The organism is Geoalkalibacter sp. (assembly GCF_030604225.1).
Classification (GTDB): Bacteria; Desulfobacterota; Desulfuromonadia; order Desulfuromonadales; family Geoalkalibacteraceae; genus Geoalkalibacter.
In genome coordinates this window covers 1-21,985 of sequence record NZ_JAUVWH010000044.1, presented here as the reverse complement: position 1 = coordinate 21,985, position 21,985 = coordinate 1, and the positions used below count along the sequence as shown (strand labels likewise).

Annotated in this window: 24 protein-coding genes; 15 read left to right on the top strand and 9 right to left on the bottom strand. The window is 61.3% G+C overall.

The features are described 5' to 3' along the window. The 5 genes from QAT43_RS06790 to QAT43_RS06770 all read left to right on the top strand — a co-directional run. Positions 1 to 297: respiratory nitrate reductase subunit gamma (locus QAT43_RS06790; RefSeq protein ID WP_305042295.1), on the top strand; the 297-nt coding region annotated here is incomplete at its 5' end. A gap of 42 nt (positions 298 to 339) precedes the next feature. Continuing rightward, complete coding sequence (locus QAT43_RS06785) at positions 340 to 1,692, top strand: MFS transporter (protein ID WP_305042294.1); 1,353 nt, start codon at positions 340 to 342, stop codon at positions 1,690 to 1,692. Between the two features lie 63 nt (positions 1,693 to 1,755). Beyond that, positions 1,756 to 3,396 carry an MFS transporter gene (locus QAT43_RS06780; RefSeq protein ID WP_305042293.1) on the top strand — a complete coding sequence of 547 codons (1,641 nt, stop codon included), beginning with the start codon at positions 1,756 to 1,758 and terminating at the stop codon, positions 3,394 to 3,396. Positions 3,397 to 3,433: 37 nt separating this feature from the next. Further along, positions 3,434 to 3,871, top strand: a complete 438-nt coding sequence (locus QAT43_RS06775; RefSeq protein WP_305042292.1) for a PAS domain-containing protein — start codon at positions 3,434 to 3,436, stop codon at positions 3,869 to 3,871. 26 nt (positions 3,872 to 3,897) lie between these two features. Continuing rightward, positions 3,898 to 4,278 carry a DUF488 domain-containing protein gene (locus QAT43_RS06770; RefSeq protein ID WP_305042291.1) on the top strand — a complete coding sequence of 127 codons (381 nt, stop codon included), beginning with the start codon at positions 3,898 to 3,900 and terminating at the stop codon, positions 4,276 to 4,278. Here the strand turns inward: QAT43_RS06770 and QAT43_RS06765 are convergent. Further along, positions 4,275 to 4,853: a stage II sporulation protein M gene (locus QAT43_RS06765; protein WP_305042290.1), complete on the bottom strand. Its 579-nt coding sequence runs from the start codon at positions 4,851 to 4,853 to the stop codon at positions 4,275 to 4,277. The two genes, QAT43_RS06770 and QAT43_RS06765, sit on opposite strands and share 4 nt — an antisense overlap. A 153-nt stretch (positions 4,854 to 5,006) precedes the next feature. Between QAT43_RS06765 and QAT43_RS06760 the strand changes: the two genes are divergently transcribed. From QAT43_RS06760 to QAT43_RS06730, 7 genes are all read left to right on the top strand, one after another. Beyond that, on the top strand, positions 5,007 to 6,113 hold the full coding sequence (locus tag QAT43_RS06760; RefSeq protein WP_305042289.1) for a YeeE/YedE thiosulfate transporter family protein: 1,107 nt from the start codon (positions 5,007 to 5,009) through the stop codon (positions 6,111 to 6,113). Between the two features lie 4 nt (positions 6,114 to 6,117). Beyond that, entirely contained in the window at positions 6,118 to 6,378 is a 261-nt protein-coding gene (locus QAT43_RS06755; RefSeq protein WP_305042288.1) for a sulfurtransferase TusA family protein, read from the top strand. Then, on the top strand, positions 6,371 to 7,717 hold the full coding sequence (locus QAT43_RS06750; protein ID WP_305042287.1) for a two-component system sensor histidine kinase NtrB: 1,347 nt from the start codon (positions 6,371 to 6,373) through the stop codon (positions 7,715 to 7,717). Before QAT43_RS06755 ends, QAT43_RS06750 begins: the two co-directional genes overlap by 8 nt. A 20-nt stretch (positions 7,718 to 7,737) precedes the next feature. Further along, positions 7,738 to 9,102, top strand: a complete 1,365-nt coding sequence (locus QAT43_RS06745; RefSeq protein WP_305042286.1) for a sigma-54-dependent transcriptional regulator — start codon at positions 7,738 to 7,740, stop codon at positions 9,100 to 9,102. A gap of 203 nt (positions 9,103 to 9,305) precedes the next feature. Beyond that, the gene (locus tag QAT43_RS06740) at positions 9,306 to 10,145 is read left to right on the top strand and encodes a C-GCAxxG-C-C family protein (protein WP_305042285.1); all 840 of its coding nucleotides are present in this window, start codon (positions 9,306 to 9,308) and stop codon (positions 10,143 to 10,145) included. 154 nt (positions 10,146 to 10,299) lie between these two features. After that, positions 10,300 to 10,542, top strand: coding sequence for a CopG family transcriptional regulator (locus QAT43_RS06735; RefSeq protein WP_305042284.1), 243 nt, complete (start codon positions 10,300 to 10,302; stop codon positions 10,540 to 10,542). After that, positions 10,542 to 10,973: a TA system VapC family ribonuclease toxin gene (locus QAT43_RS06730; protein ID WP_305042283.1), complete on the top strand. Its 432-nt coding sequence runs from the start codon at positions 10,542 to 10,544 to the stop codon at positions 10,971 to 10,973. The genes QAT43_RS06735 and QAT43_RS06730 overlap by 1 nt, the downstream gene beginning before the upstream one ends. A 7-nt stretch (positions 10,974 to 10,980) precedes the next feature. Here the strand turns inward: QAT43_RS06730 and QAT43_RS06725 are convergent, their stop codons facing one another. The 8 genes from QAT43_RS06725 to QAT43_RS06690 form a co-directional block, all read right to left on the bottom strand. Continuing rightward, the gene (locus QAT43_RS06725) at positions 10,981 to 12,213 is read right to left on the bottom strand and encodes a molybdopterin molybdotransferase MoeA (protein ID WP_305042282.1); all 1,233 of its coding nucleotides are present in this window, start codon (positions 12,211 to 12,213) and stop codon (positions 10,981 to 10,983) included. Continuing rightward, entirely contained in the window at positions 12,207 to 13,337 is a 1,131-nt protein-coding gene (locus QAT43_RS06720) for a sulfate/molybdate ABC transporter ATP-binding protein (RefSeq protein ID WP_305042281.1), read from the bottom strand. Before QAT43_RS06720 ends, QAT43_RS06725 begins: the two co-directional genes overlap by 7 nt. Further along, on the bottom strand, positions 13,334 to 14,008 hold the full coding sequence (modB, locus tag QAT43_RS06715; protein ID WP_305042280.1) for a molybdate ABC transporter permease subunit: 675 nt from the start codon (positions 14,006 to 14,008) through the stop codon (positions 13,334 to 13,336). The genes QAT43_RS06720 and modB overlap by 4 nt, the downstream gene beginning before the upstream one ends. Continuing rightward, a complete protein-coding gene (gene modA / locus QAT43_RS06710; RefSeq protein WP_305042279.1) occupies positions 14,009 to 14,809 on the bottom strand; it encodes a molybdate ABC transporter substrate-binding protein in 801 nt (266 codons plus the stop codon). It lies immediately after the preceding gene. Positions 14,810 to 14,811: 2 nt separating this feature from the next. Then, positions 14,812 to 15,162, bottom strand: a complete 351-nt coding sequence (locus QAT43_RS06705; protein ID WP_305042278.1) for a winged helix-turn-helix domain-containing protein — start codon at positions 15,160 to 15,162, stop codon at positions 14,812 to 14,814. Continuing rightward, positions 15,159 to 15,668, bottom strand: coding sequence for a molybdopterin-guanine dinucleotide biosynthesis protein B (gene mobB, locus QAT43_RS06700; RefSeq protein ID WP_305042277.1), 510 nt, complete (start codon positions 15,666 to 15,668; stop codon positions 15,159 to 15,161). Before mobB ends, QAT43_RS06705 begins: the two co-directional genes overlap by 4 nt. Then, positions 15,665 to 16,273: a molybdenum cofactor guanylyltransferase gene (mobA, locus tag QAT43_RS06695; RefSeq protein ID WP_305042276.1), complete on the bottom strand. Its 609-nt coding sequence runs from the start codon at positions 16,271 to 16,273 to the stop codon at positions 15,665 to 15,667. Before mobA ends, mobB begins: the two co-directional genes overlap by 4 nt. Positions 16,274 to 16,339: 66 nt before the next feature. Then, on the bottom strand, positions 16,340 to 18,307 hold the full coding sequence (locus QAT43_RS06690; protein WP_305042275.1) for a PAS domain-containing hybrid sensor histidine kinase/response regulator: 1,968 nt from the start codon (positions 18,305 to 18,307) through the stop codon (positions 16,340 to 16,342). Between the two features lie 270 nt (positions 18,308 to 18,577). Between QAT43_RS06690 and hcp the strand changes: the two genes are divergently transcribed. The 3 genes from hcp to QAT43_RS06675 form a co-directional block, all read left to right on the top strand. Further along, on the top strand, positions 18,578 to 20,212 hold the full coding sequence (hcp, locus tag QAT43_RS06685) for a hydroxylamine reductase (RefSeq protein WP_442900218.1): 1,635 nt from the start codon (positions 18,578 to 18,580) through the stop codon (positions 20,210 to 20,212). 124 nt (positions 20,213 to 20,336) lie between these two features. Beyond that, positions 20,337 to 21,545, top strand: a complete 1,209-nt coding sequence (locus QAT43_RS06680; RefSeq protein ID WP_305042273.1) for a methionine adenosyltransferase — start codon at positions 20,337 to 20,339, stop codon at positions 21,543 to 21,545. Positions 21,546 to 21,659: 114 nt separating this feature from the next. Beyond that, on the top strand, positions 21,660 to 21,985 hold a 326-nt coding region (locus tag QAT43_RS06675), incomplete at its 3' end, for a DUF302 domain-containing protein (RefSeq protein ID WP_305042272.1).

Genomic DNA, 21,985 nt, shown 5'->3' with positions numbered 1-21,985 from the left:
TGGCTGTTGCTGCTGCAGGTGGCCACCGGCGTGTATATCGCCTTTACCTTGCGCTGGGGTTCGGTGTGGTATCTGCACACCGCCAGTCCCTGGCTCTGGTCGCTGGTGAAGTTCGATCCCCAGGTGCAGTACCTCGCGGTGCTGCCGACGGTGGTCAAACTGCACGCCATCAACGCCTTCGTCCTGATCGCCATCCTGCCGTTCTCGCGCCTGGTCCACGTCATCACCGTGCCCCTGTCCTACCTGGGGCGCCCCTATCAGGTGGTGGCCTGGTACCGGCAGCGTCGCTCGGCCTGATTCACGCAGGAATAGCAGCAGATTCACGAAAGGAGGAGAACAATGGCAACCCACCAGCACAAGCAGGTATCCGTTCTGACCCTGAGTACCCTGTCATTCACCGTCTGCTTCGCGGTGTGGGTGATGTTCTCCATCATCGGCATACCCATCAAGCAGAATCTGCAGCTCAGCGATACCCAGTTCGGCCTGCTGGCGGCCACGCCGATTCTCACCGGCTCGCTGATTCGCCTGCCCCTGGGGATGTGGACCGACAAGTACGGTGGGCGGATCGTCTTCGCCGTGCTGATGCTCTCCACCATCATCCCCATCTATCTCATCAGTCTGGCGACCCAGTACTGGCAGTTTCTGCTGCTCGGCCTGTTCGTCGGCGCGGCGGGCGGCTCGTTTTCCGTGGGCATCGCCTATACCGGACGCTGGTTCAGCCAGAAACGCCGCGGTTTGGCCATGGGCATCTTCGGCGCCGGCAACGCCGGGGCGGCCGTCACCAAGTTCGTGGCGCCGGCGCTGGTGGTGGCCTATGGCTGGCAGGCGGTGCCGCGAGTCTACGCCCTGGCCATGGCGGTCACGGTGGTGCTGTTCTGGCTGTTCACCTACAGCGAGCCGCATCATCTGGTCGGCAAGCAGGTGACGATTCGCGAACAACTCTCCGCCCTCAAGGACATCCGGGTGTGGAAGTACTGCCAGTATTATTCCATCGTGTTCGGCGGCTATGTGGCGCTGTCCTTGTGGCTGACCAAGTACTACATCAGCGAGTACGGCTTCGGCATCCAGACCGCGGCCCTCATCGCCGCCATCTTCGTTTTGCCCTCGGGTGTGATCCGCGCCCTGGGCGGCTGGCTCTCCGACCGCTTCGGCGCCCATACCGTGACCTGGTGGGTGATGTGGACGTCCTGCGTCAGCCTGTTCTTTCTCTCCTATCCCCAGCACCAGGTCATCATCCAGACCATTCGTGGGGAAATGACCCTCAACCTTGGGCTCAATGTCTGGGTCTTCACCGCGCTGCTCTTCGTGGTGGGCATCGCCTGGGGCTTCGGCAAGGCATCGGTGTTCAAATACATCGGCGACGAGTATCCCCACAACATCGGCGTCATTTCCGGCATCGTCGGTCTGATGGGCGGACTGGGCGGATTTGTTTTCCCCATCATCTTCGGCATGCTCCTCGATCTGACCGGCATCAACAGCAGTATCTTCATGCTGCTGTTCCTCATCACCTGCTGGTCGCTGATCTGGATGTACACCACGGAGGTGCGCGGGGTGAAGACCCTCAAGCTGATCGCCTCGACGGGGCGGGAGGCCGCCGAAGCCGAGCGGCGCGCACGGGGGGAAGTAACTGCGGGTGACGAGGGCCGCGAGGTGGTGCCTGGCGGCGGAAAATCGGCACACCAGCGCATTTGACCGCTTTTGCGCGACAGCTTTTCAGACACGAACGCTTGTGACATCCCAGGGAGGAGTAAAGCCATGGAAACCAAACTTCGCACCACCAATCCACCGGAAAAAGGCCCGAACCTGGTTCGCTGGGATCCGGAAGATCCCACCTTCTGGGAACAGCAAGGCAAGCGCATCGCCCAGCGCAACCTGTGGATTTCCATTCCCAATCTGCTGTGCGCCTTTGCCATCTGGCTCATGTGGGGCATCATCACCGTGCAGATGCTCAATCTGGGCTTTCCCTTCACGCCGGCCGAACTGTTCACTCTTACCGCCATCTCGGGGCTGGCGGGGGCGACGCTTCGCATTCCCGCCTCCTTCATGATCCGCATCGCCGGGGGGCGCAACACCATCTTTCTGACCTCGGCCATGCTCATCATTCCGGCCCTGGGCGCCGGCATCGCCCTGCAGAGCAAGGAGACGCCTCTTTGGGCATTTCAACTGCTCGCTTTTCTTTCCGGGGTCGGCGGCGGTAATTTCGCCTGTTCCATGAGCAATATCAGCACCTTCTTTCCCAAGCGCCAGCAAGGCCTGGCCCTGGGTCTCAACGCCGGTCTCGGCAATTTCGGCGTCACCACCATGCAGATCCTGATCCCGGCGGTGATGACCGTCGGCCTGTTCAGCTTCATCGGCGCCTCCGAGCCCATGACCCTGCTCAAGGACAGCGGCACCCTCATCGGGAAAATTCCGGCCGGCACCGAAACCTGGATCCAGAATGCCGGCTTCATCTGGGTGGCGATTCTCATTCCCCTGGTGATCGCGGCCTGGTTCGGCATGAACAACCTGCTGCCCATCACCCCCGAACCCGGCCATCCCCTGGCGGCCTTCGGTCGCATCGCTGGGCTCTACCTCATCAGCTTTTTCACCGCCGGCGTCGGCCTGTACCTCTACCTGCCGGCTCCCACCGGTCTCGGGCTGCTCAATCCCTGGCTGGCGATGCTGCTGATCATGGTCGCGACCCTGGGCATCATGCGCATGGTGCCGGGCAAGATCGGCGAGAACTCGAAACGCCAGTTCGCCATCTTCAAGGACAAGCACACCTGGTCCATGTCGATCCTCTACATCCTCACCTTCGGTTCGTTCATCGGTTTTTCCATGGCGCTGCCTCTGTCCATCACGGTCATCTTCGGCTTCAGTTTCCAGGAGGTTGACGGCGTCATGCAGCGCGTCGCGAACCCCAACGCCCCCAGCGCCCTGACCTATGCCTGGATGGGCCCCTTCGTGGGCGCGCTCATCCGTCCGGTGGGCGGCTGGATTTCCGACAAGGTGGGCGGTTCCATCGTCACCCAGATCATTGCGGGGGTCATGGTGGCGGCGTCCGCAGCCGTGGGCTACATCATGCTTCTGGCCTACAACTCGCCGACGCCCGAAAAGTATTTCATGGCTTTTATCCTGCTGTTTATCCTCATCTTCGCCGCCACCGGCATCGGCAACGGCTCCACCTTCCGCACCATCGGGGTCATCTATGACCGTGAAAAGGCCGGCCCGGTGCTGGGTTGGACCTCGGCCGTGGCCGCTTATGGCTCTTTCGTCGCGCCCATGGTGATCGGCGAGCAGATTCGCGGCGGAACACCGGAAAAAGCCATGTACGGCTTCGCGATTTTCTATGCCCTGTGCATGGTGCTCAACTGGTGGTTCTACCTGCGCCGCGACGCTTATGTGAAGAATCCCTGATTTTGCAGGAAAAACCCTAAGGAAGGAGACCGCACCCATGGCGCAAACCATCGACAACGATCTTTGCCGAGGCATCCTCGAAAATGCCCCCGATGCCATTTTGTTCGCCGATCGTAACGGCACCATTCGCTTCTGGAATGCCGGGGCCGAAGCGGTGTTCGGTTTTTCCGAGGACGAAGCCCTGGGGCAATCCCTCGACCTGATCATTCCGGAACGTTTGCGCGTGCGGCACTGGAGCGGCTATCACCAGGTCATGGCCACCGGCGAAACCCATTACGGCCGGGAGTTGCTGTCCGTGCCGGCCCTGCATAAAAACGGCGGCCAGATCTCCAGTGAATTTTCCATCATCCTGCTCAAGGATAAACTCGGGCAGGTGCTTGGTCTTGGGGCGATCATGCGCGACATCAGCAAGCGGCGCATGGAGGAGAAAGCTCTCAAGGACAGGCTTGCGATTTTGGAACAGACCAAGCATTGAAAAGGTGTTCAGAGATTTAGATTTATATGAAACCGATCCGCATTCGTAGAGCCTATGATGCCCCGGAGCCAGAGGATGGCTATCGCGTTTTCATCGACCGCCTCTGGCCCCGGGGGGTTGCCAGGAATCGACTCGAATACGACCTCTGGCTCAAGGACATCGCTCCCAGCCCGGAGCTAAGACGCTGGTTCGGGCATGATCCACGGCGCTGGGAAGAGTTCCGGCGGCGCTATGGCGCAGAGCTGGCCGACAAGTCCGAAACCGTCCGCGAGCTTCTGGCCCGGGTGACAAAGCAGCCGCTGACCCTGGTTTATGCCGCGCGCGACCGGCAACACAATCATGCGTTGGTGCTCAAGGAATATCTGGAACAGCAACGAGGAAATCCAGACGCCGCGCCCGGGGACTAATTGCCGCGCAGAAGTAGGCCGGCCAGCCCCCCTTCGATGATCGCGGCCACGACCAGCAGGGGCAGGAGGAAAAGAAGGTAGATCAGACCGGCGCGGCGGAAACGGTCTTTGAGGGTCTGCCAACGGGGTGCGTGAAAAATCCACAGGCCGCACCACAATCCCAGGCCCCAGCCGATGAAAACCGCCGGCAGCTCGAAGATGCCGTGGGGTACCAGTTTCCAGATGTCGCCCGGGCTGAGAAACACCACGTAGCCGACCAGCATGCCGTTGACATAGGCGGCGACCAGCGGAAAAATCCCGAGCAGCGCCCCCAGCAGCAGCGTGATGCCCACGGCGGTCGCGTTGCGCAGGAATATCGCCAGCATCAGTTCCAGCGTCGACAACTCCCCAAGTTTGCTCACCAGTTCGGCAAAGGCCGCGACCACCAGCTCCTCGGCCCGAGTCGGCGCGGCAATGCCCGCCGTCATACCCAGGACGAACACCAGGACAACCACGGCGATCTGTGTCCTAGCGGCGGAAAGGGACTTGCCAAGGTCCAGCAAACGAGCCAACGGCCGGCATTTCTTGTCCTGCATCTTGTCTCTCCTTGCAATTGGCGCCTCGCAAACATAGCACAAGCATCTGTTGTTTGCTCAACGAGGCAAGGGGGTGATATAGATTGGTCTGGTTCTTCCTGAATCCAATTTCCACCATTCCCGGTTTTCAGCTTAATCCCTCAGGGTGTCTGGATGCTGTACGACAATCCTTGGCTCTGGTTTTTTTCCTACCTCGGCATCGGCCTGCTGCTCGGCACGGTGCTCTATCGCAGTGATTTCTGCATGGCGGGCATGCTGCGCGATGTTTTCCTGTTCAGGGACCGGACGCGGCTGCGCCATCTGTTTCTTGCCGTCGTGCTCACCCTTTTTCTGTTTTTGCTGGTGCGCGAGGTGGGATGGCAGACCTTTGACAGCCCGGCGGGATTTAGCCGTGGATCACTGCTGGGCGTGGCGGGTGGGGTGGTGTTCGGCATCGGCATGGTGCTGGCCGGAGGGTGCGTGTTCAGCACCCTGTACAAGATGGCCGGTGGCAATCTGGCCTATGTCCTGGTGTTTTGCGGCATCATCGCCGGCAGTCTGCTTTATGCGGAATTGTTTCCCTGGTTGCAGGTTCTGGAACAACAATTGGCCTTGGCCGGCCCTGCCGGACTAAATCAGCTCTGGCCGCAAGCGGCCCGCGCGGCAAGCTGGCTTTTGGTCGCTGGGGCGCTCATTCTGTTTGTCACCTGGCAGCGCCAGGATCAATGGCAGCTGCCCTCGGCCTCGGAAGGCTATGTGCAGCCCTGGCTGGCGGCGGTTTTTCTCGCGGCGCTCAATGCGGCGGCCTATCTGCTCAGTGGCCTGCCCCTGGGAATTTCCACGGCTTACGCCAAGCTTGGGGCTTTTGCGGAAAACCTTCTGCTGCCCGCCCATGTGGCGCAACTTGAGTATTTCAACCGCTCCTCCTTGGTTGTCAGGGCGGGTGAATCATTGCTGCTCGGCGGCGCCGGGCCGCGTCTGGATATGGTTGCCTATACCGAAGGAGCGCTTCTGCTGGGCATACTGCTGGGGGCGTTTTTCAATGCCCTGCTGTTGCGCGAATTTCGAATTTATGGCCGGCCTCCGTTGCGCCAGGGTGGCGCGGCTTTTGCTGGAGGAGTGATGCTGGCCCTGGGAGCGCGCCTGGCCAACGGGTGCAACATCAAGCACCTGCTTGGCGGATTGCCGCTGCTCTCGTTCCAATCCCTGCTTTTTTTCGGCGGGTTGCTGGTCGGTGCCTGGGTAGGTGCGCGCCTGCTGCCCCGCATAATTCTGAGGTGAGACCATGGAATCCCGGGAGATTGTCGAAACCATCGATCTCAATATTCTCGGGCAGGTGTGTCCGGCCTGTCTGCTGGTGGTCCTGAAAGCCCTCAACGACCACGAAGAGCGCCTGCGCAGCGGCAAGACGCGCCTTGTGGTGCGCACCGACCATCGCGACAGTACCCGCACGGTGCCCGAGTCGGCGCGCAAGATGGGCTATGAGGCGCAGGTGAGGAAGGTCGACACCTATTATGAAATTTCCATCGGGAGGAAAGATGGATAAGCCCGACGGGGATCTCTCCGCCATGGCCGCGCGCTGTTCGGAACTCGAAGCCGAGAATCGTGCCTATGCGCGCTACATCCGGGACAAAACCAATCAGTTGTTGGAGATCATGGGCACGCGGACTCTTGAGCCCGATGAATTGGATGACCGCGCGCTGATCGAGTTGGATCCCATTGGAATCGTCGCCCAATCCTTCAGGCAGATCATCAACCACCTCAACCGCACCATCGACGAATTGCAGCAAGCCAGGGCTGGGGAGCGGGAACTGCAGGAGTTTTATCTCACCGAGAAGATGAAACTGGCAACCGTCATCGAAAGCCTCTCCGAGGGGTTGCTGGTTCTTGATGAACACAACCGCGTCCTTTCCTGCAACCGTGCGGCCGATGAAATCACCACGTGGCTGGCGACGGAGATGTTGGGACAACCCCTGGAGGCGCTCTTTCCGGAATTGCAGGGGAAGTTGAGCCAGGATGCCGAGGACATGCAGAATCTTGAGATCCTCTTTCGCACCCGCCAAGGCAGGGACCGACTGCTTTCGGCCAATGTCGGGCAATTGCGCGACAGCGAGGGCCGGCGTCTGGGTCGCGTGGTGACCTTTCGCGACAGCACCGAGGAGAAACGCCGCGCCGAGCTCTACCACCGCACCGAGAAACTGGCCGCCATCGGCCAGCTATCCGCCGGGGTCGCCCACGAGCTCAACACCCCCCTGGGCAGCGTGCTCGGCTATGCCCGCCTGCTGCTCAAGGACAAGACCCTGAACCAAACCCAAAGGGTCTGGGCGGAAATCATTGCTGAACAGGTGAAAAAAAGCAGCTCCATCATTCAGGGCCTGCTGCGATTCGCCCGGCAAGCCAACCCCGTGCGGCGCAGCCTGGAGCCGTGTAGTCTCAATGACATCATTCGCCAGACGCTGCCGCTGCTCGCCACGGAGATGACCAAACGCAAAATCGCCCTGGTTGAGGATCTGCACTCCTTGCCGACCATCCTTGCCGATCCTCGTGAGTTGGAACAGGTGGTGCTCAACCTGGCGCTCAACGCCTTGCAGGCCATCGGATCCAAGGGTCGTATCCGCATTTTGACCAGACATGCCGGCTCGCGGGTGGTGTTGAAGGTCGAGGATGATGGTCCGGGCATTCCCGAATCCATCCGGAGTCGTATTTTCGATCCCTTCTACACGACCAAGCCGGTGGGCGAGGGGACGGGGCTGGGTCTGTCCATCTGTTCGGGAATCGTCAGCGATCTGGGCGGCGCCATCGACGTGCTTAGTACCGAGGGTGAGGGGACGACGTTCGTCGTGTCCCTGCCCATGGGGGAAAATCCCTCGCGTAACGGACACTGAAACCCAGCCAGGAGCCTTTCGTGCCTTTTTCTCCCAGTATCCTGATTGTTGAAGACGACCTGCGCATGCGCCAACTGCTGCGCGATACCCTCGCCGCCGAGGACATCGCCGCGGAACTCAGCGAGGACAGCCGCGAGGCCCTGCGTGTTCTGGAGGCGCAGAAAATCGACATCGTCATCACCGATATGATGATGCCCCATGTCAACGGCATGGAGATTCTCGACAAGGCCCGGCAGAGCAACCCCGATTGCGCGGTTATTCTCATTACCGGCTACGGCACCATCGAGTCGGCGGTGGAGGCCATCCGCAAGGGGGCCTACGACTATGTCCAGAAGCCCTTCGAGCCCGACGCGCTGCTGCTGATCCTGCGCCGCGCGTGGGAGCATGTGCGCCTGCTCCAGGAAAACCGCCTGCTGCGGCGCCAGGTCGAGGATCTGCACGGCGAGGATCTGATCGGATCCAGTCGACAGATGATCGACCTGAAGAACTTTTTAGCCAAAATCGCGCCCTTCGACACGACGGTGCTGATCCAGGGCGAGACCGGCACGGGCAAGGAACTGGTCGCCAAGCTCATCCATCAATGGAGTCCGCGCCGCGCTCAGAGCTTTCTGCCGGTGAACTGCGGGGCGCTCCCCGAATCGCTGCTCGAAGCCGAACTCTTCGGCCATGTGCGCGGCGCGTTCACCGGTGCCGACCGCGACAAGAAGGGCCTTTTCGAAACCGTGGACCAGGGCACGCTGTTTCTCGATGAAATCAACTCCATCTCCCCAGCCTTTCAGGTCAAGTTGCTGCGCGTTCTGCAAGAGGGAACCTACCTGAAGATCGGAGGGCGCACCCCGGAAAAAGTCGATGTGCGGATCATCGCCGCCGGCAATGTCCCCCTGGAAAAGGAAGTCGAAGCGGGGCGCTTTCGGCGCGATCTGTTCTACCGCCTCAACGTGGTGCCGGTGGACATTCCTCCCCTGCGCGAGCGTCGCGAGGACATCGCTCTTCTGGCGCATCATTTCCTGGCCAAGTATGGCGCCAAATACGGCAAGGCGCTCCACACCCTCAGCGCATCGGCCCTGGAACGATTACGCGCCTATCCCTGGCCCGGCAATGTGCGCGAACTGGAAAATGTCATGGAGCGCGCCATTATCGTGGCCGAGGGAAGCGAATTGTTGCCTGCCCATTTGCCGGGTCTGGCATCCTCGCCGGCGACCGTCGCGCCAGAGGCCGAGGAACTCATGCCCCTTGAGGAAATGGAGAAAAGGCTCATTTTGAAAACCCTGCGTCACACCGGAGGCAATCGCGGAAGGGCGGCCGACCTGCTCGGCATCAGTCCGGTATCCCTGTGGCGCAAGATAAAAAAATACCAAGACCATGAGGAGCAAAGTCAGCCCTGAAAGTTAAGATCGAGTTTATGACATTTCTTTCATTTTGCAAGAATCCTTCATATTGAAATTAGAAAGGCGCCCAAAATCCTCTAAATTCGCGATTACTTTCTGGCATAACCATTGCTGTTTAAAAAAACCAGAAAGAGAAAGGGCCTGTCCAGAAAGCAGGCATTTCCGGTTTTCAACCGCAACGAAAAAGGGGAGACACAGCAATGGACAAGGATCGCAGAAAAGTTCTGGGTGTGGCGGGATGTCTTGCCGCGGCAGGCGTTTTGGGGGGAGGCACCTTGCACCTGGTCGGCGCCCAGGAAGGCAAGAAAGAAGAGCCCGCCAAGCGCCCGGAAGTCAAATTGGACAGCAAGGGCAAGGTGCTTCACGAGCCTCTGCCCTATGTCGCGCTGGATCCCGAGGCGGCGCTTGACCTCTCCTACAGCAACAAACTCCTCGGCGATTGCATGTATGGCGTGTTCGCCACCGTTGTCGAGATGCTGGCCGATAAGGTCGGCGGTCCCTATCTGACCTATCCGACCTCGGTGACGCGCGTCGGCGCCGGCGGTATCGTCGGCTGGGGCGCCACCTGCGGGGCGGTTCAGGGCGCCGCCATGGCCATCTATCTGGTTTCACCCAATCCGACGCCGGTGATCGACGAGGTGCTCAACTATTACCAGTACACCATGCTGCCGGACGTCAAACCCAAGAACGCCAAGATGGACATCGTGCCCTCCAAGGCCGATTCGACTCTCTGCCACGTTTCGATTTCCCACTGGACCAAGGCCTCCGGCGCCAAGGCCTTTTCCAAGGAGCGTACCGAGCGCTGCGCCCAACTGGCCGCTGATCTCACCAGGAAAACCGTGATGGCGCTCAATGCCCAATTGGCTGGAAGCTTCAAGGGTGATTTCCCCATCCCCGAGGAAGTCGCGGCCTGCCGCGCTTGCCACGACATGGGCGGGGCCATGGAAAATACGCGCGGCAAGATGAACTGCCTGACCTGTCACAGCGGGCACGACGAGATCAAGCCCAATATCTATGAGAAACCACCCGTAAAACTCTAAGACTGCCTTACTCCCGCATCTTTCTTGATGAAACACCCCTTGGGCCGGCCGCAACGCCGGCCCAATTTTCATTTTTTTCCGGCGGAGGAGCGACGGCTTGACGATTAGGAATCGATGCTTTAGCATCATGATGATAACGCATCAAGGAGGTCCCATGCGCACGACTTTGGATCTGGAAGAAGATGTTCTTGCCGCCGCGAAGGAATTGGCGCGCCGGCAGAAGGTTTCCACGGGGCAGATCATATCAAGGCTGGTGCGCGAAGCACTGGCGGGACGGCCCCCGGACGACAAGTCTTTCGAGGAGCCGTCCGTGGGGGGCTTTCGTCCCTTTCCGGGGCGGGGGCGGCTGGTAACCAACGAGCTGATCAACGATCTGCGTGACCGAGAGGGTGTCTAATGCGGGCGTTGCTGGATGTCAATGTCCTCATAGCCTTGCTTGATGCCGGCCACATCTTTCATCAGCAAGCCTTGGACTGGTTGAGTCGTGAAATTCGTCATGGCTGGAGCAGTTGTCCTCTGACGCAAAATGGGTGTGTGCGTATCATGTCGCAACCCGCTTATCCGGGTTCTTTCCAGGCCGGCGATATTGTTGCCCGCCTCGGCGAAGCCGCGAAGGATCCACATCATGAATTTTGGCCGGCCGATGTCGACCTGCTGGCGTCCGGCCTGATCGACTGGTCGAAAATCCTCGGTCATCGCCAGGTCGCCGATGCCTATCTGCTTGCTCTTGCGGTTGCGCATGAGGGGCGTTTTGTCACCTTCGACCGGCGTATTTCTGTTGAGGTTGTTCAAGGCGCAACAGCCGGCCAGCTCGTCATTCTGTCCTGAAAACGGATCAGTCCCCGATAGCCCCCGGCCCGCGAAAACTGCCCTGGGGCAGATAGAGCAACATGATCTCCACTTCGGCGCCGGAGGCCAGATCGGGGCTGTCGGCGGGCACGGACAACAACGCCTGGGCCTGCTGCATGCCGCGATTCTGCCCCGAGCCCTGATGGCCCGAGGGAGTAAAACGGTAGCGGCCATCCACCTCGTCGACCCTCCCCCAGATGAAACTCTGGCGCGAGCCGCCGCCGCGCACCCTGTGGGTCAGGGTCGCGCGGCAATGAGGGGCGAGGGGATCGCGGAACCCGGCTAGACGGCGCAGGGCCGGACGCACGAACAGTTGAAAGGTGGCCGCGGCGGCGGCGGGATTACCGGGCAGTCCAAAAACCGGCGTGCCCTGGACCTTGCCGAACAGCACGGGTTTGCCGGGCTTGATGGCGACCTTCCAGAAGCCGAGCTGGAAACCGAGATCCTTGAGGCACTCCTGCACCAGATCGTAATCGCCCATGGACACGCCGCCGGTGGTGACCAGCAGGTCGGCTTCGAGCCCTTGCGCCAGCCGCTCCCGCAGAGCCTCGCGGCAATCGGCGGCGATATCCAGCGGCCAGACGGTGCAGCCTTCCTCGCGCAGACGGGCGGAGAGCAGATAGAGATTGGAGTTGACGATCTGCCCCGGACCGGGCCGCACCCCAAGATCGACCAGTTCGTCGCCGGTGGTGAGCAGCGCCACGCGCGGCCGGCGATGAACCTCGACCCGCGCCACGCCGGCGGAGGCCAGCAGGCCGATTTCTCCGGCGCGCAGCGTGGTTCCCGCCTTGAGTAGCAATTCTCCCTCGTGAAACTCCTCGCCCCGCCGGCGGACATGGTCCCCTTGCTTGACGGGCTTGCGCAGGCGGATGCCATCGTCCTGCTCCTCCACATCCTCCAGCGCCACCACCGTGTCGCACCCCGACGGCAACGGCGCGCCGGTCATAATCCGAACAGCTTCTGCCGCGGACAGTTCCCCGGCAAAGCGGGCACCGGCACGGGACAGTCCCCGCACCAGGAGTTCGCCCCCCGGCGGCAGACCTGCGTGGGCGAAGGCAAAGCCGTCCATGGCGGAATTGTCCGCCGGCGGCATGTCCCAGTATGCGGAGGCATCGCTTGCCAGGGCGCGCCCCAGGGCTTCGGGCAAGGGCAGAGTCTCGGCGGGCAGGGGCGAGAGGGTGCGCAGAACTGTTTCCAGGGCTTGCTGATAGGTCAGCATGGGGCACCTCCATGACCAGGGGAAGAGCTGGTATCTTGGGAATCGGGTAGGTTCAAGGGAATGACGTCGGCGGGCCGCAGGCAGACCGTGACTTCGCTGCCGGGAACCACCGGATAGCGGCGGATCGCTCTTTCCGGCAGGCGCATTTGCAGGCGGGTCGAAGGCATGCCCGCAGGTCTGAGCCAGACAAGAATTTCACCGCCGAGGGCGATGACGTCCTCGATGGTGCAGGGAACCGGATTTTCCAGGTGACTTCCCCAGGGTTTGTCGATTTTCACCATGAGCACATTCTGTGGCAAAACGGCGAACTTCATTCTGCCCTCGGCCGGCAGCGGCAGCTTGCCGGCGGTGCGCAGGCTGTGGGGGCCCCATTTCAGCAGGGTGCGTCCGGAAGGCCCGGGCACCACCTGGGCTTCGAAGACGTTGGGGATATCAAGCAGGCGCGCGGCGCGTTCGCTGGCGGGCCGGGTCAGCACTTCGGTGGTCGGCCCGGCCTGAAGAAGGCGGCCGTGGTTGAGCAGAATCAGATGAGAGGCCAGTTGTGCCGCCTCGTCGAGATCATGGGTGACCAGCACCAGCGTTGTGGCGATTTGCTGATGCAGGCGGCGCAGTTCGATGTAGAGGCGTTTGCGGGTGCTGCGATCCACCGCCGAGAAAGGTTCGTCGAGAAGCAGCACCTTGGGTTCGCGGGCGATGGCGCGGGCCAGGGCCACGCGCTGACGCTGACCGCCTGACAGTTCATGAGGGTAGCGCTGGTCCAGCCCTTCAATATGGGCAAGACGCAAGCAACTCAGAGCCCGTGCGCGGCGCTGGGACGAGGGCAGCTGGGTCAGGGCCGTTTCGACGTTGCCCAGCACCGAGAGATGGGGAAAAAGGCCGTAATGCTGCGATACCAGGCCGATGGGACGCTCGCGGGTCGGCAGATGGACGCGCGGGTCGTCCCAGACCTCGCCCGCCAGGGCGACGCGCGCCTCCCGAACGCGCAACAGGCCGGCAATAGCGCGCAGAATCGAGGTTTTACCGCTGCCTGACGGACCGACCAGGGCGGTGATTTCACCCTCGGGAATCTCGGCCGCGAAATCCAGGGGTGGCCCGTCGTGGCGCAATTCGACCCGTAAACTCATGGCGATCGCCGCCGGCGCATGAGTTTTTCCACCAGGCCGTAGCTCACGGCGATGGTCACCAGGGAGATGACCAGCAAAAGAAGAGCCATGGCACCGGCGGCGCCCAGATCGAAGGACTGCACCTTGTCGTAAATGGAGATGGCCAGGGTCTTGGTTTCGCCGGGAATGTTGCCGCCCACCATGAGCACCACGCCGAATTCGCCCAGGGTATGGGCGAAGGTCAGGACGCAGGCGGAAAGGATGCCCGGCCAGGCCAGGGGTAGATCAATGCGCGCCAAGGTCTGCCAGAACGTGAGGCCGCAGCACTTGGCGGCTTCATGGATTTCGAGGGAAATGGCCTCGAAGGCACGCTGCATCGGTTGCACGGCGAAGGGAATGTTGAAAATAACCGAGGCCACCACCAGCCCGTTGAAGCTGAAGGCGAGGGTCTGGCCGGTCAAGGCCTCGAACCAGCGGCCCAAGGGGGACTGGGCGCCCATGGCCACCAGCAGGTAATAGCCGATGACCGTGGGCGGCAATACCAGGGGCAGGGCGAGCAGCCCTTCGATCCAGGGCTTGCCGCGAAAGCTGGTCAGCGCCAGCCAGCGGGCGATGAAAATGGCGGGGGGGATCAGGACGAGCAAGGTCGCCAGCGCCAGCTTGGCGGAGAGAACAATCGCCGTCCAGTCCATTCAGGGCGCCTCTTCCTCGGGGAGCACAAAGCCGTAGCGCACGAAAATCGCGCGGGCGGCGGGTTGTTGCAGGTAATGGTAAAAGGCGCGAGCGGTTTCGCCCGCTGACTTCATCAGGACCATGCGCTGACGCAACGGCTCGTCGGCGTGCCATTCGGCGGGGATCAGGGCAAAGGTTCCCAGGCGGGCGATCTGCGGCGCCTTGGAGAGAGACAGGGGCACGATGCCCCCCTGAGTCGATCCGGAGGCGGCGAACTGCATGGCCTGCGCCGCGTTTTCGCCAAAAACCAGGCGCGGTTCGATTTGTGTCCAGAGTTGCGCATGCCGGAGCACCGCCCGCGCCGCCCGCCCGTAAGGGGCATGATCGGGGTTGGCGATGGCAAAACGCCGGATGCGCCCATCCGCCAGGGCGGTTTGCAGATCCCGCAGGTTCTCGTCCACCCGCAGGGGGGAACCATGGGGCGCGAACAACACCACGCGGCCGATGGCGTACAGGGTGCCGCGATTCTCGGCGACGCCCAGCTCCGCGAGGTGAAACACATAGTTTTCGTCGGCGGAGAGAAAGAGTTCGAAGGGCGCTCCCTGGGTCAACTGATGGGTAAAATGGCCCGAGGAACCGAATGAAAGTCTCAGCGTTTGCCCCGTATCTCTTTGGAAAAGCGCGGCAATTTCATTCAGGGCATACTGCAGGTCGGCCGCCGCGGCAACCGCCGGAGCGGCGGCGAGGGCCGGCGAGCCGTTCACGAGAAGCAGGGCGCCCAACATCCACCAAATGCGCTTCAGGCAATTTCGCCCTTGCATGCTCAGGCATCCTCCGCCGTGAAGATCTCAGCGAATTTCTCGTCGATGGCTTGGTTGAGACCGGCGCGCAGGCGCTCGAAGCGATCCAGCAGCTGACGCGCTTCCGGCGTCAGGGAGGAACTGCCTCCACCGGAGCCGCCCTTTTCGCGCAAAACCAGCGGGGTTTCGAGTTTTTCCTCCATGGCCTGAATAAAACCCCAGGCCCGCCGGTAAGTCAGCCCCATGCGGCGGGAGGCGGCGTTGATCGAACCCAGCTCGTCGATGAGGCGCAGCAGGCGCTCGCGGCCGTCGCCAAGGAGCGGCGCGCCCTCCACCTCCAGCCAGATCTTCGAGCGCACCTGCAGGGGCTTCATGCCAGGAAACGCGCCACGATGAGATCGCAGAGTCCCTGGGCATCGTTGATATTGAACACCGGCACGTCGAGTTCCAGGGGTTCATCGGACGCCACGGCGATCAGAGTCGGGTCATGCTCCTCACCCCGGCACAGCAGAGCCGGGCTGCGTTCGCGGCGATGCACCTCGATTTTCGGCATGCTGCTGCGCTTGAAACCTTCGGTCAGCACGATATCCACGTCGCCGAAATAGGTGCGGATGGACTCGGCGAGGGGGACTTCCTCCGGACCCGGATTCTTTTTCACCATGGCGATCTGCGCCGGCGAGGTGATGAGCATGGTGTCGGCGCCGGCCTGGGTGAGGCGCCAGGAATCCTTGCCTTCGTGATCGATGCTGAAGCTGTGGGCGTCGTGCTTGATGGCGCCCACGCGGTAGCCGCGCGTCTTCATCTCAGCGATCAGTTTTTCCAGCAGGGTGGTCTTGCCGGTGCCGCTCTTGGCGACGATGGAAACAACGGGCGGGGTCATGGAGCCTCCTTTTTTTCCAGGCGCCGGACATCCTCCGGCGTATTGAGATTGAGCAGGGCACGCCGCCAGCCGGCAGGTAGTTCGTGCGCGTCGATATAACAGGCGCGCACCTGGCGATAGAAGTCGTAGATGCGAAAATCGCCCCGTGCCAGCATCTCCTCCATGCGCGGCAGGCAATTTTTATGGTAGAGGGCAAAGACCGGCTCCAGTCCCTCGGCGGTGCGCGGCACGACCAGATCGCAGTCGTGGCGATGGTTCAACAAAAAGCGCACCAGGCCCGCGTCGGGATGGGCCAGATCGCAGGGCACGGCAAAAATCCAGGCGGTCGAGGCGGCCTGCAGGGCGCTGTGCAGTCCGCCAAGCGCGCTGCCGGGGTAGATGTCCGGCACACAGGGCACCTCCGCCGTGGCCAGGTCGGGGCGATCCCCGGAGATGATTACCCGGGCGAAGATGCCGCATAGCATTTCGCGGGTGCGAGCGAAGAGCGTCCGACCATCGACCATCAGGGTCGCCTTGTCGCGTCCCATGCGCGTACTGCGGCCACCAGCCAGAATCACGCCGGTGACGTCAGTGATGAGAGGGCTGTCGTTGTGCGAATTTTGCATATCGAAAAACATAGAAAAGAACAGGCGATTGCGCAAGTCGGAAAGATCAATTCAGGGAGAAGAAAGTTATTCCTGGGCCATTTTCTCCGGAAGGAATTTTTCGATCCGCTCATAAAGCTCACTCATGCGAATCGGCTTGGTCAGGAAAGCATCCATTCCCGCGGCCAGGGCACGCTGTTCGCTGTCCGTGCCGGCATGGGCGGTGAGGGCGATGATGGGGATGTGTCCTCCGGTGGCTTTCTCCATCTCCCTGATGCGGCGGGTTGCCTCATAGCCGTCGAGGCGTGGCATCTGGGCATCCATGAGAATCAGGTCGAAAGGTTCGCGCCGCCAGGCCTCGATCACGGCAAGCCCATTCTCCACCGTTAGAAATTCCCAGCCGCGCTTGGCCATCAGGGTCTCCATGAGCTTGCGCAGCACAAGGTCGTCCTCGCCGAGAAGCACGCGAATCTTGACGGCATCGGAGGGCGCCGCCCGTGGCAAGTCGATGAATTTTTCCGGCTCGGGGGCGGCGGCGAGACACAAGGGGAGGGTAAAGGAAAAGCGGCTTCCTTGACCCGGAATGCTGGTGGCGGTGATCTGTCCGCCCAACCGCTCCACGATTCCCTTGCAGATCGCCAGTCCCAGACCCGTGCCGCCGTGCTCGCGGGTATCGGAATGGTCCCCCTGGGAGAAGCTTTCAAAAAGGCGGTCCATCAGACCCGCCGCGATGCCGATTCCGGTGTCCTGTACGCAAAAACGCAGCTGAGGGTCGGTGGTCGGCGATTGAGGGCACGGGTCGCAGGCGACCAGGACCTGGATTTGGCCTTGCCGAGTGAATTTAATCGCGTTGCCGATCAGGTTGACCAGGATCTGATGCAGGCGTGCCGGATCGCCGAGGAGTGCATCGGGAACCCGCGCATCAATCGCCAAATTCAGCTTCAGACCTTTTTTCTCGGCGTCGCGCCGCAGCAGCTCAACGGCTTCGGCGACGCAGCGGCGCAGGGAAAAAGCAAGGTTCTTCACCTGAAGTTTTCCGGCTTCGATCCGGGAAAAATCAAGGATATCGCCGATCAACTCCATGAGCGATTTCGCCGCGCCCTCGGCCATGCGTACAAAGTGGTTGCGCTCGGCGCCAAGATCTTCCTGGCCAAGAAATTCAAGCGCGCCGAGAACCACGGCCATGGGGGTGCGAATCTCGTGGCTCATGGTGGCGAGAAAGCGGCTTTTTTCCAGCGTGGCCCGTTCGGCGGCTTCCTTGGCCAGCCGCAGTCTTTCGGCGCTTGCCTTGCGCTCGGTGATGTCGCGGTCGACGCCCCGATAGCCGATCAGGCGGCCTTGGTCGTCAAAAAAAGGCAGTCCGCTGGTTTCGAGGATGACGATGCGGCCGTCCTTGTGCCGGTTGATGTTTTCCAGGGCGCTGAAGGGTTCGGCTTTGGCGGAGATTTCGGCGAATTTTTGGGCGATGCGCGCGGCCTCTTCCTCGGGCATGAGGTCGAAGGGCGACTTGCCGACGACTTCCTCGGGGCGGTATCCCAGCAGGTTGTAAACCCGAGGGTTCGCATAGGTATAGACGCCTTTTTCGTCGACCTCCCAAACCCAGTCGTTAATGGTGTCGACCAGGTCATGAAAGCGTCTTTCCGAGGCGCGCAGGGACTGTTCGAGGTTTTTCTGTTCGGTGATGTCACGCCCGAGATAGGAAAAGGTCGGCTCCTCGCCATCCAGGGAGGGAACCAGGGAAATGCGGGCCAGAAACCAGCGTTTACCTTCCGGCACATCCAGGGAATACTCGAAGGATGAGGATTTTCCCGTCGCTCGAATATGGGTGAATAATTCATGAACCTTGGCGGCAAGATCCGGTGGGAGAACCTCGTCGATGCGTTTGCCGAGCAGTTCCTCGCGCGGAATTTTAAGTAATTTCTCATTTTCTGACCAGACATTGAGATAGCGGCCGGCGGCATCGAACTCGAAAACGATTTCGTCCATGGTGCCGATAAAGCGCTTGAGCCGTTCCTCGGCGGGGATTTGGCCGGCGGGATTTGAAGCTTTCTTCATTTGGCGCCCTGAATGATTTTTTTTGCATCAGCATAGCGTAAATTTTTTCGATTTTACAGGGGTCTTCGCTATTTTGACTCAAGAAAAAACCAGGTCATCATCAGGGTGCTGACACATGACTGGAAAATCCGTAAATGCCTGCTAACCTTATTCCTTATTGAATTTATCTCCTGAGAGCTTTCCGCCAAGGTTGGCGGGAAGCTTGCCGAAAGTGAAATCGGGGCTGGTTGGTCAACACTTAACCCAAGGAGGCAACAAGGCATGGAAGAAATGTTCTGTTTTCAGTGTGAGCAGGCTGCGCAGGGAACCGGCTGCACCAAAATCGGCGTGTGCGGCAAAACGCCCGAGGTGGCGGCGTTGCAGAATCTCATCGTCCGGGGTTTGATGGGCACCGCCTTCTGGGCGCACAAGGCTCGGGAAAAAGGGGCCGTCGATCGTGAAATTGACGTGCACATGATCGAGGCGCTGTTCACCACGGTGACCAACGTTGATTTCGATCCCGAAAGCTGCGCCGCCGTGGTGCGCAAAACCGTGCGGATGCGTGACAAGGCTTGGGCGCTCTTTGAAAAAACCAACGGCGGACCCTACACCGACACGGTACCCGATGCCGCCGCCAACTGGCCCTGCCCGACCTCCCGCGAAGAGATGGTCAAGCTCGGCAAGGAGCACGGCGTCAAAAACTTCAATCCCGATCCCGACATCAACAGCGTGCAGAACATTCTGCTCTACGGATGCAAGGGCATGGCCGCCTATGCCGATCACGCCCATATTCTCGGCAAGGACGACAATGAGATTTACGCCTTCATCCACAAGGCGTTGGCGGCCATCGCCGAGAGCAAGCTGGGCCTGATGGATTTCGTCGGCTTGTGCGTGGAATGCGGCCAGACCAACATCAAGTGCATGGGCCTGCTCAACCAGGCGCATATCGAGCATTACCAAAAACCCACCCCCACGCCGGTGAGCATCGGCGCCAAGGCGGGCAAGGCGATCCTGGTTTCGGGCCATGACCTCAAGATGCTCGAGGAACTGCTCAAGCAGACCGAGGGCAAGGGCATCAACATCTACACCCACGTCGAGATGCTGCCCGCCCACGGCTATCCGGGCCTGAAGAAATACAAGCACCTGGTCGCCAACTTCGGCAGCGCCTGGCAGAACCAGTACCAGGAATTCCAGGAGTTCCCCGGCGCCATCATCTTCAACACCAACTGCATCCAACGCCCCGCCGACAGCTACAAGGATCGGCTGTTCACCTGGGGCCGGGTCAAGTGGCCGGGCGTCAAGCACATCGAGGGCTGGGATTTCTCCGAGGTCATCGCCGCCGCGCAGAAAGCCGAAGGGTTCACCGAAAAAGCCGACAAGAACATCCTCACCGGCTGCGGCCATGACGCCGTGCTGGGGCTGGCCGACAAGGTCATCGCCGCGGTCAAGGCGGGCGACATCAAGCGCTTTTTCGTCATCGGCGGCTGCGACGGCGCCAAACCGGGGCGCAACTACTACACCCAACTCGCCGAACAACTGCCCAAGGACACGGTGATCCTGACCCTGGCCTGCGGCAAGTACCGCTTCAACAAACTTGATCTCGGCGACATCGGCGGCATTCCGCGCCTGCTCGACGTCGGCCAGTGCAACGACGCCTATTCGGCGGTGCAGATCGCCCTGGCCCTGGCCAAGGCTTTCAACTGCGGGGTCAACGATCTGCCCCTGTCCATTGTTTTGTCCTGGTACGAGCAGAAGGCCGTGGTGGTGCTCTTGTCGTTGCTTTCCCTGGGCATCATGAACATGAAGATCGGCCCCAGCCTGCCGGCCTTCGTCACCCCCAACGTGCTCAATTTCCTGGTGGAAAATTTCAAGCTCGCCCCCATCGGCACGGTGGAAGAGGATATGAAGCAGATGCTTGCGGGGTAAATTAACCGCACTGAAAATCAGCAAAGGTAGGGAGCGGGCATGCCGAGAGGCTGCCCGCTCCGCTTTTTGGGGGTAAAATGAGCGTATAGCGTCTCAAGGATCAGGCTGACATCAGGGGGCGCCGATGATCATCGCCGAACGCAAGCAGGGACCGCCCATGGCGGAACGTGGATTTGAAGTCGTCGAGCGCAAGGGCGTCGGCCATCCCGACAGCCTGTGCGACGGGATCATGGAAGCGGTGTCCGTCGCGCTCAACCGTTTCTATCTGGAAACCTTCGGGCGGGTGCTGCACAACAACATCGACAAGGGATTGCTGATTGCCGGGCAGGTGGAGAAATGGTTCGGTGGTGGGCGTGTGCTCCAGCCCATGGAACTGATCATCGGCGATCGCGCCACCACCCGCCACGCCGGCCGCGAGCTACCCGTCATCGATATCGCCACGACGGCGGCCCGCGACTGGCTGGGCCGCCATCTGCCCCATGTCGATCCGCACCAGAATCTGCGCGTTCGCGTCGCCTTGCTGCCGGCTTCGGCGGAGCTGAGCGGGCTGTTCGGTCGCCCCGACGAAGCGCCGCCCGCCAACGACACCTCGGCGGCGGTGGGCTATTGGCCCCTGACCCCCACGGAGCGCGCGGTCCTCGATCTGGAGGCGTTGCTCAATTCCGCCTCCTTCAAGCAGCATTTTCCGGAAACGGCGCAGGATGTGAAAGTCATGGCGGTGCGCCGCGGCCAGGCGGTGGACCTGACCGTCGCCATGCCTCTGCTCTGCGCCCAAGTGTCCGGCGAGGCGGACTACTTCGCCCGCAAGGAGCGGGTTCGCCAGGAAATTGTCGCCTGGGCGGCGGAGCACATTCCCCTCGACAGCGGGGTGCAACTCAATACCCTGGATCGGCCGGGAGAGGGCTTGAACGGGGTGTATCTGAGTCTGCTCGGCACCTCCGCCGAGGATGCCGATTCGGGTCAGGTCGGGCGCGGCAACCGCGTCAACGGCCTGATCCCCGTGAATCGCCCCATCGGCACCGAGGCGGTATGCGGGAAAAACCCCCTGAGTCATACGGGAAAGATTTACAACGTTCTCGCACATCGCGCCGCGCGCGCCGTCGGTGAGCAGGTTCCGGGGATGCGGGAAGTCGAGGTCACGCTGGTCAGCCGCATCGGCCGCCCCGTCCATGAACCCCTGCTCGCGGCGCTGCGCCTGCTGCCCGAGGCTGGTGCCGATTTTCCCGAACTGGCTCGCCGCGCCCAAGCGGTCCTGGAGGGCGAATTGGCGGTCGCCGGCGAACTTTGTCGACGTTTGAGCCGCGGGGAGGAATCGCTTGGGGTGCCGGGATGAAATTCCTTGGGCACGGAGGCCAGGTGCCGGAAGATGAAGGGCGTGTCATTTGGTAAACGGGCGCATTGAAATCTAAATGGCCCTTATTAAAACAAGCGCAAGGAGGTCGTGTGCATGGAAAGAGAAACCCCCTACAGCTTCGGCCGCACAGTCGATTTAAGCTTTGAAGAAGCGGTGGCACGGGTCAAGGAAGCCTTGGGCAGGCAGGGCTTCGGCATCCTGACCGAAATCGACGTGACGGAAAAATTCAAGGAAAAACTCGGCCTCGACTTCCGTCCCTACCGCATACTCGGCGCCTGTAATCCGGCCATGGCCCATCGGGCTCTCGGCGTGGAGATCGACCTGGGTGTCATGTTGCCCTGCAACGTCGTGGTCTATACGGATGACGAGGGTCGTACCCGGGTGATGGCCATGGACCCGGAGAAGGCCATGCGGGTGGT

What these genes read in the sequence shown, in the direction of transcription:
- QAT43_RS06785 (WP_305042294.1), top strand. Translation starts at nt 340, where the DNA reads ATGGCAACCCACCAGCACAAGCAGGTATCCGTTCTGACCCTGAGTACC.
- QAT43_RS06780 (WP_305042293.1), top strand. Translation starts at nt 1,756, where the DNA reads ATGGAAACCAAACTTCGCACCACCAATCCACCGGAAAAAGGCCCGAAC.
- QAT43_RS06775 (WP_305042292.1), top strand. Translation starts at nt 3,434, where the DNA reads ATGGCGCAAACCATCGACAACGATCTTTGCCGAGGCATCCTCGAAAAT.
- QAT43_RS06770 (WP_305042291.1), top strand. Translation starts at nt 3,898, where the DNA reads ATGAAACCGATCCGCATTCGTAGAGCCTATGATGCCCCGGAGCCAGAG.
- QAT43_RS06765 (WP_305042290.1), bottom strand. Translation starts at nt 4,853, where the DNA reads ATGCAGGACAAGAAATGCCGGCCGTTGGCTCGTTTGCTGGACCTTGGC.
- QAT43_RS06760 (WP_305042289.1), top strand. Translation starts at nt 5,007, where the DNA reads ATGCTGTACGACAATCCTTGGCTCTGGTTTTTTTCCTACCTCGGCATC.
- QAT43_RS06755 (WP_305042288.1), top strand. Translation starts at nt 6,118, where the DNA reads ATGGAATCCCGGGAGATTGTCGAAACCATCGATCTCAATATTCTCGGG.
- QAT43_RS06750 (WP_305042287.1), top strand. Translation starts at nt 6,371, where the DNA reads ATGGATAAGCCCGACGGGGATCTCTCCGCCATGGCCGCGCGCTGTTCG.
- QAT43_RS06740 (WP_305042285.1), top strand. Translation starts at nt 9,306, where the DNA reads ATGGACAAGGATCGCAGAAAAGTTCTGGGTGTGGCGGGATGTCTTGCC.
- QAT43_RS06735 (WP_305042284.1), top strand. Translation starts at nt 10,300, where the DNA reads ATGCGCACGACTTTGGATCTGGAAGAAGATGTTCTTGCCGCCGCGAAG.
- QAT43_RS06730 (WP_305042283.1), top strand. Translation starts at nt 10,542, where the DNA reads ATGCGGGCGTTGCTGGATGTCAATGTCCTCATAGCCTTGCTTGATGCC.
- QAT43_RS06725 (WP_305042282.1), bottom strand. Translation starts at nt 12,213, where the DNA reads ATGCTGACCTATCAGCAAGCCCTGGAAACAGTTCTGCGCACCCTCTCG.
- QAT43_RS06720 (WP_305042281.1), bottom strand. Translation starts at nt 13,337, where the DNA reads ATGAGTTTACGGGTCGAATTGCGCCACGACGGGCCACCCCTGGATTTC.
- modB (WP_305042280.1), bottom strand. Translation starts at nt 14,008, where the DNA reads ATGGACTGGACGGCGATTGTTCTCTCCGCCAAGCTGGCGCTGGCGACC.
- modA (WP_305042279.1), bottom strand. Translation starts at nt 14,809, where the DNA reads ATGCAAGGGCGAAATTGCCTGAAGCGCATTTGGTGGATGTTGGGCGCC.
- QAT43_RS06705 (WP_305042278.1), bottom strand. Translation starts at nt 15,162, where the DNA reads ATGAAGCCCCTGCAGGTGCGCTCGAAGATCTGGCTGGAGGTGGAGGGC.
- mobB (WP_305042277.1), bottom strand. Translation starts at nt 15,668, where the DNA reads ATGACCCCGCCCGTTGTTTCCATCGTCGCCAAGAGCGGCACCGGCAAG.
- mobA (WP_305042276.1), bottom strand. Translation starts at nt 16,273, where the DNA reads ATGCAAAATTCGCACAACGACAGCCCTCTCATCACTGACGTCACCGGC.
- QAT43_RS06690 (WP_305042275.1), bottom strand. Translation starts at nt 18,307, where the DNA reads ATGAAGAAAGCTTCAAATCCCGCCGGCCAAATCCCCGCCGAGGAACGG.
- hcp (WP_442900218.1), top strand. Translation starts at nt 18,578, where the DNA reads ATGTTCTGTTTTCAGTGTGAGCAGGCTGCGCAGGGAACCGGCTGCACC.
- QAT43_RS06680 (WP_305042273.1), top strand. Translation starts at nt 20,337, where the DNA reads ATGATCATCGCCGAACGCAAGCAGGGACCGCCCATGGCGGAACGTGGA.